General features: G+C 46.2%; 13 protein-coding genes. 2 read left to right on the top strand and 11 right to left on the bottom strand.

The window, feature by feature from the left end; all coding sequences use genetic code 11:
- Positions 1–443 precede the first annotated feature (443 nt).
- From rplS to ffh, 5 genes are all read right to left on the bottom strand, one after another.
- On the bottom strand, positions 444–797 hold the full coding sequence (gene rplS, locus VFDL14_RS18070) for a 50S ribosomal protein L19 (protein ID WP_032549758.1): 354 nt from the start codon (positions 795–797) through the stop codon (positions 444–446).
- A 59-nt stretch (positions 798–856) separates the two neighbouring features.
- Positions 857–1,597 carry a tRNA (guanosine(37)-N1)-methyltransferase TrmD gene (gene trmD / locus VFDL14_RS18065; protein WP_032549759.1) on the bottom strand — a complete coding sequence of 247 codons (741 nt, stop codon included), beginning with the start codon at positions 1,595–1,597 and terminating at the stop codon, positions 857–859.
- A 27-nt stretch (positions 1,598–1,624) separates the two neighbouring features.
- On the bottom strand, positions 1,625–2,179 hold the full coding sequence (gene rimM / locus VFDL14_RS18060; protein ID WP_032549760.1) for a ribosome maturation factor RimM: 555 nt from the start codon (positions 2,177–2,179) through the stop codon (positions 1,625–1,627).
- Positions 2,180–2,207: 28 nt separating this feature from the next.
- Positions 2,208–2,456 carry a 30S ribosomal protein S16 gene (gene rpsP, locus VFDL14_RS18055; protein WP_004410028.1) on the bottom strand — a complete coding sequence of 83 codons (249 nt, stop codon included), beginning with the start codon at positions 2,454–2,456 and terminating at the stop codon, positions 2,208–2,210.
- Between the two features lie 262 nt (positions 2,457–2,718).
- On the bottom strand, positions 2,719–4,110 hold the full coding sequence (gene ffh / locus VFDL14_RS18050) for a signal recognition particle protein (RefSeq protein WP_032549761.1): 1,392 nt from the start codon (positions 4,108–4,110) through the stop codon (positions 2,719–2,721).
- Positions 4,111–4,310: 200 nt separating this feature from the next.
- Here ffh and VFDL14_RS18045 point away from each other — a divergent pair, with 200 nt between their 5' ends.
- Both VFDL14_RS18045 and VFDL14_RS18040 read left to right on the top strand, forming a co-directional pair.
- A complete protein-coding gene (locus VFDL14_RS18045; RefSeq protein ID WP_032549763.1) occupies positions 4,311–5,105 on the top strand; it encodes a cytochrome C assembly family protein in 795 nt (264 codons plus the stop codon).
- 127 nt (positions 5,106–5,232) lie between these two features.
- Positions 5,233–6,522 (top strand): HlyC/CorC family transporter, encoded by a 1,290-nt coding sequence (locus VFDL14_RS18040; RefSeq protein ID WP_032549765.1) that lies wholly within the window; start codon positions 5,233–5,235, stop codon positions 6,520–6,522.
- Positions 6,523–6,634: 112 nt separating this feature from the next.
- On the opposite strand, the gene luxS is transcribed toward VFDL14_RS18040, so the two are convergent.
- From luxS to VFDL14_RS18010, 6 genes are all read right to left on the bottom strand, one after another.
- A complete protein-coding gene (gene luxS, locus VFDL14_RS18035) occupies positions 6,635–7,153 on the bottom strand; it encodes an S-ribosylhomocysteine lyase (RefSeq protein ID WP_032549766.1) in 519 nt (172 codons plus the stop codon).
- Positions 7,154–7,176: 23 nt separating this feature from the next.
- Positions 7,177–7,758 (bottom strand): hypothetical protein, encoded by a 582-nt coding sequence (locus tag VFDL14_RS18030; protein ID WP_152549208.1) that lies wholly within the window; start codon positions 7,756–7,758, stop codon positions 7,177–7,179.
- Between the two features lie 70 nt (positions 7,759–7,828).
- Positions 7,829–9,397 (bottom strand): glutamate--cysteine ligase, encoded by a 1,569-nt coding sequence (gene gshA / locus VFDL14_RS18025; protein ID WP_032549769.1) that lies wholly within the window; start codon positions 9,395–9,397, stop codon positions 7,829–7,831.
- Positions 9,398–9,496: 99 nt separating this feature from the next.
- A complete protein-coding gene (locus VFDL14_RS18020; protein WP_032549770.1) occupies positions 9,497–12,355 on the bottom strand; it encodes a M16 family metallopeptidase in 2,859 nt (952 codons plus the stop codon).
- 9 nt (positions 12,356–12,364) lie between these two features.
- Positions 12,365–12,826, bottom strand: coding sequence for a YqaA family protein (locus tag VFDL14_RS18015; RefSeq protein ID WP_032549771.1), 462 nt, complete (start codon positions 12,824–12,826; stop codon positions 12,365–12,367).
- Positions 12,820–13,770 (bottom strand): NADP-dependent oxidoreductase, encoded by a 951-nt coding sequence (locus VFDL14_RS18010; RefSeq protein ID WP_032549772.1) that lies wholly within the window; start codon positions 13,768–13,770, stop codon positions 12,820–12,822. The genes VFDL14_RS18015 and VFDL14_RS18010 overlap by 7 nt, the downstream gene beginning before the upstream one ends.
- Between the last annotated feature and the right edge of the window lie 144 nt (positions 13,771–13,914).

Here is a 13,914-nt window from a genome sequence, read left to right on the forward strand (position 1 = left end):
TGTATATTGTCTTTGTGATTTTACTTTCATGACACTTAATACTCCGTATTAAGTGTCTACTTTAATGGGGTCACATCAGATTAATTGTTAAGGGTTGGCGTTTTGCGTCAATCCTTTTTTATTGCTGGTGAATTAGTACTTGCTGAAAGAGATTCCCTACTCCTTCCTTCGTCAGTCTAGGGGAATGACAGTTATACGCAGGCTTGTTCTCCAATCGTCATTGAAAAACTAGATTTCTGATGTCGCTGTCAGGATGACGGCCACTGTTGCCCGCGGCGATCTCCTTTAGTTTTCTACACTAACTCCATACCTCAAACCTATCCGTCATCCCCAAGAGTGAGGAACGAGCGAGTTGGGGATCTCTTGCTTTCGAAACTCTAAATAACGCGCACAAAAAAGCGGAGCCAAATGGCTCCGCTTTTATCGATAGAATGCAAAAAGAATTACTTCTTAGCAAGCTTCTCTTTAATACGAGCAGACTTACCAGAACGCTCACGTAGGTAGTACAGCTTGGCACGACGTACTGCACCGCGGCGTTTAACTTCAATGCTATCAACCATTGGAGAGTGAGTTTGGAACGTACGCTCAACACCTTCACCGTTCGAGATCTTACGAACTGTGAATGCAGAGTGAAGACCACGGTTACGAATAGCGATTACAACGCCTTCGAAAGCCTGTAGACGCTCACGGTCACCTTCTTTTACCTTAACCTGAACTACAACAGTGTCACCTGGTGCGAATTTAGGAAGGTCTGATTTTAGTTGCTCTTCTTCAAGAGCTTTAATGATGTTGCTCATTTGTATAAATTCCTAGAATAAACTGATACTAAATTTAATAGGTTACTGCTTGCTTTTCGTTAAGAGCGTTGCTCTTTAATGAATTCAGCCAGTAATTGTTCCTGTTCGTCAGTCAGAGCTAGGTTTTCCAGGAGTTCTGGTCTTCTTAGCCAAGTACGGCCTAGCGATTGCTTTAATCGCCAGCGACGAATGTCCTTATGGTTTCCAGACTTGAGTACCGAAGGCACTTCTTTGTCGTCTAGCACCTCAGGGCGCGTATAGTGAGGGCAATCTAGCAAACCATTTGCAAAAGAATCCTCTTCTGCTGACGCGAAATCGCCTAGGACTCCCGGAATAAACCGTGAGACCGAGTCAATTAACGTCATGGCTGGCAGTTCGCCACCCGTCATCACAAAATCACCAATCGACCATTCTTCGTCGACTTCTGATTGAATGATGCGCTCATCTACCCCTTCATAGCGGCCACAGATAAGAAGTAAATTCTCATTTGTTGCCAGCTCTTCAACACCTTTCTGGTCGAGCTTGCGACCTTGAGGTGAAAGGTAGATAACTTTCGTCTTCCCCGGTGATACTTGCTTGGCAGTATGAATAGCGTCGCGCAAAGGCTGAACCATCATTAACATGCCAGGACCACCACCGTAAGGTCTGTCATCAACAGTGCGATGTTTATCGTGAGTGAAATCGCGAGGATTCCATGTCTCAATCGATAAAAGACCTTTTTTAACCGCTTGACCTGTTACTCCAAAATCAGTAACAGAACGGAACATTTCAGGAAAAAGGCTAATTACGCCAACCCACATGTGTTCTCTCGCTCTGTAATTTTGGAATTAGAATCCAGGATCCCAGTCAACTTCGATCCGTTGAGCTTCGCGATCAACTTTTTTGATCACTTGCTCTTCAAGGTACGGGATTAACCGTTCCTTTTGGCCAAAAGCATCTTTAAGATTTGCTTTCACCACTAGAACATCGTTTGAGCCAGTTTCTAATAGGTCAGTGACCTCACCAAGGGAATAGCCCTTAGTGGTAACAACTTGCATACCAAACAATTCACGCCAGTAGAATTCATCTTCTGACAATTCAGGTAGTGATGCCGGGTCTACAGCGATTTCAAAGTTAGTCAGAGTATGAGCTTCTTCACGAACCTCAAGCCCTTCAAGCTTACACACCATACCTTTGTTATGGCGCTTCCAGCTTTCAACATTGAACTCAACCCACTTACCCTTTTGGTTAATGTACCAAGGGGTGTAATCGAATATGCTTTCAGCATTGTCTGTGTAGGAAAAAACTTTCAGCCAGCCGCGAATGCCATAGGTAGCACCAAACTTGCCCATAACAATTTTTTCGTCTTGCTTGCTCATCGTTTCTTTATCCTTCATCGACATAAGCTATGTCTTCTACTTTAAAGTAAAATTAAGCCGCTTTTTGAGCGTCTTTAACTAGCTTAGCTACGCGGTCAGATAGAGATGCGCCTTGACCAACCCAGTGGTTAACGCGATCTAGGTCTAGACGTAGACCTTCTTCTTGACCTTGAGCAGTAGGGTTAAAGAAACCTACTTTCTCGATGAAACGGCCAGTTGCTGCATTGCGGCTGTCCGCTACTACGATTTGATAGAATGGACGCTTCTTAGCGCCGTGACGTGCCAAACGAATGGTTACCATGTCGTCCTCTTTGCTTTCTTAATAAATAAATTAACCCCAGAAGCTACTTATCAATAAATAACTTGGGGTCTCGTGCCAAATTAAAGCCCCGGAATTTTACTCTTATTCCGAGGCAATGCAAGGGGTTTAGCTATTTTTTCGCCAACAGAGTCTCTGTACACTTTCTGTGACAGAGCTAACACTCTGAAAAGTAACGCAGCGAGCATTTCACTGACTACGCAAACTTAGGTGGTGATAGCTCAAACTTAATAGGAAGAAGGACTTAACGGCCGAATGGGTTAAAACCGCCACCCATGCCGCCACCGCCCATGCCACCCATCATACCTTGCATGTTACGCATCATGCCTTTCATGCCACCTTTCTGCATTTTCTTCATCATCTTCTGCATCTGGGTGAACTGCTTAAGCAGACGGTTAACATCTTGTACCTGAGTACCAGAACCTGCCGCAATACGTTTCTTGCGTGAGCCTTTAATAAGCTCAGGGCGCTGACGCTCTTTCATGGTCATAGAGTTGATGATCGCTTCCATTTGCTTGAACATCTTGTCATCAACTTTATCTTTTACGTTGTCTGGTAGCTGAGACATGCCTGGAAGCTTATCCATCATGCCCATCATGCCGCCCATGTTTTGCATTTGACCTAGCTGCTCGCGGAAGTCTTCAAGGTCGAAACCTTTCTTCTCTTTGAACTTCTTAGCCAGCTTCTCTGCTTTATCTTGGTCTACGTTCTTCTGTAGATCTTCGATAAGAGAAAGAACGTCACCCATACCTAGGATACGAGAAGCAACACGATCTGGGTGGAATGGTTCTAGCGCGTCGGTTTTCTCGCCCACACCCAAGAACTTGATTGGCTTACCTGTGATATGACGTACAGAAAGCGCCGCACCACCACGTGCATCACCATCAACCTTAGTTAGGATTACACCAGTTAGCGGTAGTGCATCACCAAAGGCTTTCGCTGTATTCGCCGCATCTTGACCTGTCATTGCATCGACAACAAACAGCGTCTCAACTGGGTTAATCGCAGTGTGAAGCTCTTGGATCTCGCCCATCATCTCTTCATCGATGGCTAAACGACCCGCAGTATCGACAAGTAGCACGTCGTAGAATTTCTTCTTCGCGTGGTCAATTGCGGCATTCGCAATGTCGATAGGCTTTTGATCTGCAGAAGACGGGAAGAAATCCACACCTACATCTGCAGCTAATGTTTCAAGCTGTTTGATCGCCGCTGGGCGATAAACGTCGGCAGAAACAACCAGTACTTTCTTTTTATCACGCTCAGTTAGGAGCTTAGATAGCTTACCTACCGATGTGGTTTTACCCGCACCTTGTAGACCAGCCATCAAGATCACTGCTGGCGGCTGAGCAGCTAGGTTAAGAGCCTCATTCGACTCACCCATTACCGCTTCAAGCTCAGCCTGAACGATCTTAATAAATTCTTGGCCAGGAGTTAGAGATTTAGAAACCTCAACACCTACCGCGCCTTCTTTAACGCGCTTTACGAAATCACGGACAACCGGCAGTGCAACGTCGGCTTCCAGTAGCGCCATACGTACTTCACGTAGCGTATCCTTGATGTTGTCTTCGGTCAGACGACCTTTACCGCTGATATTCTTCAGCGTTTTGGATAGACGATCCGTTAAATTATCAAACATAGTTTTCTCTTCGCTCAATCCTGCGACTATTACCGAGAGTATACATTAGCGTGGAATAGAGTCACACCCGTTGTCAGCGGTTAATAATAGCGGTGTGTGATATAGGGCGCTGTTCACTAATAAATGAGTGAGGTTCACCATAGCCCAAAAGGGCGATGCAGGGTATAATTCGCGAATTAGTAATCATTTAAATGGATACCATGGACAGTCTAATTGCGATCGCAGCAGCCTTTCTATACACAATGGCTATATCCACGATCATCCCAGGTCTTGTACACCAAACAGGAATCCGTGCCAAAACGGTACTGGTGAGCGCGTTTCTTGCTATCGCTTTTCATGCGTGGTTGCTGGGCGACTTAATCTTTAACGCCGGCGGTCAAAACCTCAGTATTCTCAATGTTGCCTCATTGATCAGCTTTATTATCTCGTTGGTAATGAGTGGAGCAATGCTTAAAAACCGCCTCTGGTTTATTCTCCCTGTCGTGTACAGCTTTGCGGCTCTAAACCTGTTGGCCGCTGCGTTTCTCCCAAGCACCTTTATTAAGCACCTAGAGAACGACCCTAAACTGCTCATGCATATTTCATTGGCACTGTTCTCGTACGCAACTCTGACCATCGGTGCTCTGTATGCTATGCAACTGGCGTGGCTCGATTACAAGCTTAAGAAGAAAAAGGCACTGGTCATCAACCCGAACCTACCACCACTCATGATGGTTGAAAGACAGCTGTTCAAGATTATTCTTATCGGCAACGGTCTGCTTACGGGTACGCTTCTTACTGGCTTTATTTTTGTTCAAGACATGTTCGCTCAAGGAAAAGCACACAAAGCGGTGCTCTCTTTTATCGCTTGGGTGATCTATTCAATATTGCTTTGGGGTCATTACAAAAAAGGTTGGCGCGGCCAGAAGGTAACTTGGTTTGCACTAGCGGGTGCAACCTTACTAACACTGGCCTACTTCGGTAGTCGCTTTGTTCAAGAAATCATCCTGAATTAATAGTTCGATATATAAAGGCAAGGTACCCACCTTGCCTTTAATGTATGGCATACTTTACATTCAGTTGACATCTCGACCTGCATCGGTCATAAATTAATCAAGATACAAATTTAGGAAAGTAATAGTTTTGGACGACATATCTACGGGTATCTTATTTGCGCTACTCGCGTGTCTCATTGTAATTTCTGGTTATTTCTCTGGTTCTGAAACGGGCATGATGTCCTTGAACCGCTACCGTTTGAAACACCTATCCCAATCGGGTCATAAGGGTGCGCGTCGTGTAGAAAAACTCTTAAGCCGACCTGACCGCCTTATCGGTCTTATCCTTATCGGCAACAACCTCGTTAATATTCTCGCTTCAGCCATAGCAACTATCTTAGGTATGCGTATTTATGGCGACCTTGGTGTGGCAATCGCAACCGGTGCCTTAACCCTAGTGGTTCTTGTGTTTGCTGAAGTAACCCCTAAGACCATCGCCTCTCTTTACCCTGAGCGCGTCTCCTACGCCAGCAGTATTGTATTAACGATACTGATGAAGGTGCTTTCGCCGCTTGTCATGCTGGTTAACTTCATCACTAACGGTTTTATCCGCATCATCGGCGTAAAAGCAGATCACGATGCGACAGACCACCTCAGCTCTGAAGAATTAAGAACGGTCGTGAATGAAGCAGGTACTCTGATTCCACAGCGCCACCAAGATATGTTGGTGTCTATTCTCGATTTAGAGCACGTCACGGTGAATGACATCATGGTGCCACGCAACGAGATCACGGGCATCGACATCAATGATGACTGGAAGTCGATCGTTCGACAACTGACCCACTCTCCTCATGGCCGCATCGTGCTGTACCGCGATCAAATCGATGAAGTAGTGGGTATGTTGAGATTGCGTGAAGCGTACCGCTTGATGCTAGAAAAAAATGAATTCAACAAAGAGACACTGCTGCGCGCAGCTGATGAGGTGTACTTTATTCCTGAAGCAACACCACTCAATATTCAGCTTCTAAAGTTCCAACGTAATAAGCAACGTATCGGTTTGATTGTTGATGAGTATGGCGATATCAATGGCCTTGTAACACTAGAAGATATCTTGGAAGAGATTGTTGGTGAGTTTACAACCTCGATTGCACCGAGCCTATCGGAAGAGATAACACCGCAAAGCGACGGTAGCTTCCTGATTGAAGGCAGCGCTAATATTCGAGACATCAACAAAGGGCTTCAATGGAGCTTGCCTACCGATGGTCCAAGAACTCTCAACGGTTTGATCCTAGAGCACCTAGAAGACATTCCAGAAAGTCACCTAAGTGTTCAAGTTGCGCGTCACCCAATGGAGATTGTAGAGCTAGAAGAGAACCGGATTAAGCTGGTTCGTGTTTTCCCTCAAATAATGCAAGAGACCACCAGCTTTAATACATAGTGTCACTTCGACAGACACAAAATAGCAGACAAACAAAAAGCCCTGTTCAACTTTACCCTTACGGGGTCAGTTCAGAACAGGGCTTTTTTAATTCACGAACGATAAAATGAACTTAGTCTACCTTCAGCTCTTTAAGCATAGATTCTGGTAGTGCCAGCTCATCATTCTTATTCACTGAGATACCAGCATCTAGAATAGCCTTAGCAATCTCTTTTGCTTCTTCTAGAGAGTGCATCGCTGCTGTGCCACACTGGTATTCATTCAGCTCAGGAATCTTGTTTTGACTCTCAACTTTCAACACGTCAGCCATTGCTGCTAACCAAGCATCAGCGACTTGCTGCTCTGAAGGTGTACCAATCAGGCTCATGTAGAAACCCGTACGACAACCCATTGGTGAGATATCGATGATTTCAACTTGCTCGCCATTTAGGTGTGCACGCATAAAGCCAGCGTAAAGGTGCTCAAGAGTGTGAATTCCTTTCTCTGACAGGATATCTTTATTGGGTGCAGTAAAACGTAAATCGAATACTGTGATCGTATCTCCCTTAGGAGTCTGCATCGTTTTTGCCACACGTACTGCAGGTGCATTCATGCGTGTGTGATCCACAGTAAAACTATCTAATAAAGGCATTCTTATTCTCCATGACGGTCGGTTTAGAAAAACCAACTCCGGTTGTCTTCCAGTTCTTGGCGGCACTGTTTCAGTTGCCAACCATAATCTTTCGCTTGCTTCTCAACTTTGCGCGCCACCTTAATTAATGACGGCTTACTGTTATAGGTTTTACGTTTGTAGCCACCACGACCTTCGTGATAAGCCAAATACTGATTGTATGGGTCCCAAAGAGAGAGCCCTAATTGACGACGCGTTTCATTGGTGTACCAGCCGATGAACATTAGTGAGTCATCAAAATTAGTTCGAGAGCCACCATGCCCTGTCGCTTTCTGAAAGTCTTGCCAAGCAGGGTCTTGCGCCTGAGCATAACCATAAGCGCTGCTGACATGCCCCCATGGGATAAAGCCTAGCAGGTAATCTTTCGGTGGGCGGGCATCGTGACGAAAGCTACTCTCTTGTTTCACAAACGCCATTGCCACATTAATTGGCGTGCCCCACTCTTCTTGCATATCGACAGCATCGTCATACCAAGACGGGTTCTCGCGAAAGATACTACACAGGTTGTCTTGCTTCTTAGGCGGAGGGGTTGCACAACCTGCTAAGAGGCCAACGGCAACACCCATAGTGACCCAAGATAGCAGCTGACGACGCTTGTTACTTGATACGGCTTGAATCCTTTCCACCACAAACTCGCTATGCTTTAAGATACGAGAAGTAATCAGCTAAGAAGCTATCAAAGTCTTGAGTACTCGCCTCTTCGACCTGTTTCTGCGCCATCACTGAACGAGCAACCTCAGATTCCATCAGCTCTGCTGAGTAGACTTGGTATTGGTGATCGCGGTGCTTCTGAGCGTACTCTTTACCTAGCTCACAGCCAACCTTGCCTAAACCGCCGTGCTTCTTAGTCTCTTCTAGCAGTTGACCAGAAATCGTCAGTTCTGGATTATCAATCCAAGCTTCTAGGGTGTCGCATGTCTCTTGGTAAGCACGGCCACCTTGCTCAGCATCCATCAATTCTGCAATCACTCGAAGGTCTTTAAAGACGCGCTTCGCCCAATCTTGCAGCGACAGTTTCTCGCCGTGGCAACCGATTTGCAGCTCAAGACCCACTTGGCGACCTTCAAGGATCACCTTGTTCCAGTTGTCACGCCAGCACTCAAGTTCACAGTTATCCATCTCAGCAGACTCAGATAGAACACTCCAAGTTAGGAATAGGTCTAGGAAGCGAACCTGCTGCTCAGTGATACCGATTGAGCTGAACGGGTTAACATCTAATGAACGAACCTCAATGTACTCAACACCGCCGCGCGCTAGCGCTTCAGACGGTTTCTCACCACTTTTCGCCACACGTTTAGGGCGAATTGGTGCGTACAGTTCATTTTCAATCTGCAGAACGTTGCTGTTCAGTTGACGGTATTCATCGTCAACCTTAATGCCGATTTCAGCAAACTCTTGTGATGGTGTGCGAATCGCTTTGTTCAGCCCTTCAAGGTATTGGTCCAGGCTATTGAAACCAATCTTAAGCACACTTTGCGCGCTGTTAGTGTAGCCAAGGTCGCTTAGGCGCAGTGCCGTTGCTTTTGGCAGGTACAAAGTGCCACCTAGCTGTTCAAACGGTAGTTTGGTTTCGCGGCCTTTGATGAATGAAGAGCATAGAGCTGGTGACGCACCAAAGAAGTATGGGATCAACCAACCAAAACGGTAGTAGTTACGAATCAAACCGAAGTACGCATCCGATTTAGCATCGCTACGCTCTTGTTCAGTTTGCTCACCAAACAAGCTATCCCAGAAGCTTTCTGGGAACGAGAAATTAAAGTGAACCCCTGAAATGATCTGCATCAGGCTACCGTAACGGCGCTTTAGACCCTCACGGTATAGAGTCTTCATCTTACCCGTGTTCGACGTGCCATATTGAGCCAACTGGATGTCATCCTCGCTACCTACGTAACAAGGCATAGATAGTGGCCATAGCTTTTCGCCATTTAACTTGGTTTGAGTAAAATGGTGAATGTCTGATAACTGGTTCAGCAATGTCGGAACGTCATTCGAGACCGGCGTAATGAATTCGAGTAACGATTCAGAAAAGTCCGTCGTTACCCACTCGTTGGTTAACGCAGAACCTAAAGCTTCAGGGTGAGGACCAGTCGCTAGACGACCATCTTCCTTGTAGCGGAGCGTTTCCCTCTCAACACCACGACCAAACTGAGAAAAGGTCTTTGGGTTGGTTGCAACTTGCTTCAGTCGCGCAGCAAAATCAGTCAAAATTCAGTTCACTTATCTTATATCGTTCTGATTAGAACTATCATAATTGGTTGGGAGAGAAAAACAGCTTCTCTCTTTTCTCCCCCATTAATGTGTACTCTAACGAATGATTTCAAGCTCTTCTATGGGAATATCTAACTTTTCTAGTTGTGGACGCAGTGAAGCTGCATCACCCACGACAATAATTTGATAATCATTCGGATCAAACCAGCGTTTAGCGAGCTCATTAAGCTGCTCTTTAGAGACGTTGTCGACTATCTCGTTGCGCTGCTTAAGGTAGTCTTCATCAAGACCTAAGGTCACGATGTTACTTAACAGTCCCGCTTTCTGGCTTGGTGTTTCGTATTTGAGTGCATCTTGTTGACCGACTGCGAGGCGCATAAATTTCACCTCTTCATCAGTTAATCCACTCTGGCTAAACTCATTGAGCTCATTAACGAACTCTTGAATAGAGGCAACTGTCGCATTAGCACGAACTTGAGCACTAAATACCACCGCCCCTGTTTCACGATTACTTGCGAAGTAGCCGCTTGCCCCGTAGGTATAGCCTTTGTCTTCACGTAGGTTCTGATTCACTCGGCTATTGAAGTTACCTGCAAGGTTGAAGTTCGCTAATTGAGCTAAATACTGCTCTCCAGTCGCGTCAAAAGGTAGACCTTTACGCACCAAACGAACAATGCTTTGTGGTGCATTTGGCTTGTCGACCAAATACAGATGTTGGCTTTCCAACGGCGTAATGACCTGCGGACGCGTCAGTGGAGCCGCATCGCCTTGCCACTCTTTAAAGAAGTTTAGCTGCTTTTCAGCCTCTCTTTTCGAGATGTCGCCTACAATAACAATATTCGCCCCTTCAGGAGTATAGTGCTGATTGTAAAACTGTTTTACATCATCCAGTGTTAATGACTTCAGAGACTCTTCAGTACCATCACTTGAACGGGCAAACAGGCTATCGCCAAACAACACTTCGCGTGTGGCCTGGGATGCCATCCAGCTCGGTTGTTGATGTTGATACACTACTCCCTCTAGCATCTGTCTTTTCACTCGTTCGAAGTCTTGTTCATCGAACTTAGGAGAGAACAGCACCTCTTCTACAATCGCCAGTGTCTGCGCTAGATTTTTCTCAAGCGATGACACTGAAATATCGGTGGTATAACTGCCCGCACTGATACTGACACTGCTGCCCAGCTTATCGAGTGTCGCTTGCAACTCTTCAACTGAGCGCTGCATTGAACCCTCTTCCATCATAGCTGCGGTTAGGTTCGCTAAACCTTCCTGACCTTTTGCAACGTAACGCTCACCGGCTGGCAGCTGGAATTGAAGTTGTACCGTTGGTGTTTCTGTCGTCACAGTACCAATCAGCTCACCACCATTGGCGTAGTGGACGCGATACAACTCAGGCATAGTAGCGGTAACACCAAAAGTGACCTCTGGCATCACACTGCGATCAAAGGTATTAGGTGCCTTTCTAAACTCCAACTGGTCTTCAGTTACCTTGGTATATTCAGGTAGCGTGCGAGGTGGCGTCACAAATGTCGCTTCACGCACGGCTAAATCAAGCTGACGGCGAGGAACAACGCTTAACGTCACTTTGTGCTTATCTTGGACAAAGTCTTTATAAGCTTGAGTTACACTCTCAGGGGTCACAGCTCGAATTTGTTCTAGTTGTGACTCAATACGATCTGGCTGCCCGTAGAAGGTTTCATTCGAAGCGAGTTGCGAAACCTTGCCGCGAACGCTTTGCAGCGCAAACACCGCATTGGCTTCTGCCATACCCGTAATTTGGTCAAGACGTTCTTGAGTCACGCCCTCTTTAGAGAACTTATCTAGCGTATCCAGTAGTGCTTGGTTCAATACAGTCAGGTCGCCCTTCTTACCCGAGTCGCCCATCGCATAAACATAAAGAGTACATGCGAGCTCGCCACAATCATGGAACGAACCCGCGCTGACCGCTTTCTGAGTCTTGACTAGGTTTTGATACAAGTAGCTGTTGGTCCCTTTACCAAGAACATTAGACAAGGCATTCAATGTCGCTTGTGTTTCTTCACCACGATAAGTCGTTGGCCAACCGACTAAAACCATTGGCTGGCGAATGTTGTCTTCAAGCGTAATGTATTTGTCTTCCGTTAAGACTGCTGGTTGCTTCTCAGCTTTCTCAACTTCTGGACCTTTAGGGATCGGGCCAAAGTACTTATTCACCCATTCAAGTGTGTCTTCTACGTCAATGTCACCACCGATAGTCAGTACCGCATTGTTTGGACCGTACCAACGAAGGAAGAAGGCTTTAAGATCATTAACATCAACGCGGTCAAGATCTTCAACATAACCAATTGGTTGCCACGAATATGGGTGGCCTTCAGGGTAGAGAGCTTCTCCCATGCGTTCCCACATTAAGCCATAAGGACGGTTTTCGTAGGTTTGAGCGCGCTCGTTTTTCACCGTATCTCGCTGAATCTCAAATTTTCGTTGAGAAACCGCATCCAGCAAGAATCCCATACGATCAGATTCCAACCACAGCATTTTCTCTAGTTGGTTTGATGGCACGGTTTCAAAGTAGTTGGTTCGGTCTCGATTGGTGGTGCCGTTTAAGGTACCACCCGCTTCCGTGATGATCTTAAAGTGCTCTTGGTCACCTACGTTCTCAGAGCCCTGAAACATCATATGTTCAAAGAAATGGGCGAAACCGGATTTACCTATCTCTTCTCGCGCAGAGCCGACATGGTAAGTCACGTCAACATGTACCAAGGGATCAGAATCATCCGGTGAAAGGATGACAGTTAAACCATTCTCCAATTGATACTTGGTGTATGGAATCACAACTTTATCGCTAGAAGGTTTCACCTCATCAACAAGCGTGATGCCTTCTGGCAGGGAAGAAAACAGGGAAGTTGAGCTAGGTACTTGATGAGAACACCCTGCAAGGGCAATAAGAGAAAATGTACCCAGTAAAACCTTCTTCATAGGTTCTCCTTAGAAAAAACCGAAATAGATGCCAGCCAATAAGCTGTATCGCAGTGCTTTGCCGATCGCAATCAATATCAAACTTGGTAAGAACTTCATTCGAAGCCAACCCGCAGCCAGACATAATGGGTCACCGATCACGGGCAACCAGCTGAATAATAGGGTCCAATAACCATAGCGACGCAACCAAGATATAGCTTTATGACCATGCTTCTCGGATTGAGTTCGATTAGGCAACCATAAACCAATCCAATAGTTGGTTAGTCCACCTAGGGTGTTACCTACAGTTGAGACCAAAATAATCGAGAACGTTGAGAATTGGTTGAGGCTCAAAGCAGCAATAAGGCTGGCTTCTGAACCTCCGGGTAACAATGTGGCACTGAGAAAGCCACTAATGAACAGTACCCATAGCGCGGAATCAGAGAACCACAGCGCTATGGCTTCAAACAGTGAATTAAATGATTCTAGCACTTCATATCCAGTAGAACTTTGCCTCGTGTATGACCAGTTTCAACCTGTAAGTGCGCCGCTTGTGCTTCCTCTATAGGGAAGATACGTTGCACTTCTGTCTTTAAGAGACCAACACTCACCATGTATAGCATGGTATCCATCTGCTCAGGTTGTGGCTCAACCAACATGCCGCTTGCCGTAAAGCCTAACAGCTGAGCCTTTTCACAGATTAGCTCTGCCGATAGCGTTGGTACTGTGACCACTCGAGCGCCGTCTTTGAGACACTTAAGTGCATCAAGCGCCGTGTCGCCACCAACAAGGTCAATCAGAACATCAACGTCAGACACTCGCTCAGACGCAGGAGCAAACTGATAGTTGATAGCATGAGCGCCAAGTGTGGCAAGGTAGTCAAGGTTCGCTTCGCTACATGTGGTGTAAACTTCGGCTTTTGCAGCGACGGCAATCTGCACCGCTAGGTGACCAACACCACCTGCACCAGCCAATATAAGAACGCGGTCGCCCTCTTTCACTTCTGCTTTGTTTAGCGCCTGTGCAGCCGTTTGGCTAGCCAATGGTAGTGCTGCTGCAGCTTCTAGAGTCACTGCGTCAGGTACAGCACTCAAAGCACTCTCTGGTACCGCAACATATTGGCTATAGCCGCCACCTTGAAGCGGAAACCCAATAAATCCAGCGACATTAGCACCAACAGAGAAGCGCTCTGCCGACTCACCACAAGCAATCACTTGACCCGAAATGTCGTAGCCAGGAACCCAAGGAAGATTATCTTTGTTCTGTGCAGCAGCCCAACCTAATCCCGCACGGGTTTTAACATCAATTGGGTTAACGCCAGAAAACGCAACCTTAACCACTACCTCACCCTCTTGAGGTTCTGGTATCGCACTGGTCTGAAGCACAAGGTTATCTACCCCGCCAAACTCGGTAATCGCTATCTGTTTATTTTCCATTTCAACACGTCCCTAATTAGTTAAAACCTAACGAATAAAAGAAAGGGATGCACAAGCATCCCTTCGACTATAAACCATTTTGTTAGGCTAAGTTAACCACTGGTTTGAAAATTAACCACCAATTAACTCAACCGTTTGGCAAGA

The sequence above is a fragment of the Vibrio fortis genome (assembly GCF_000695685.1).
Taxonomy (GTDB): domain Bacteria; phylum Pseudomonadota; class Gammaproteobacteria; order Enterobacterales; family Vibrionaceae; genus Vibrio; species Vibrio fortis_A.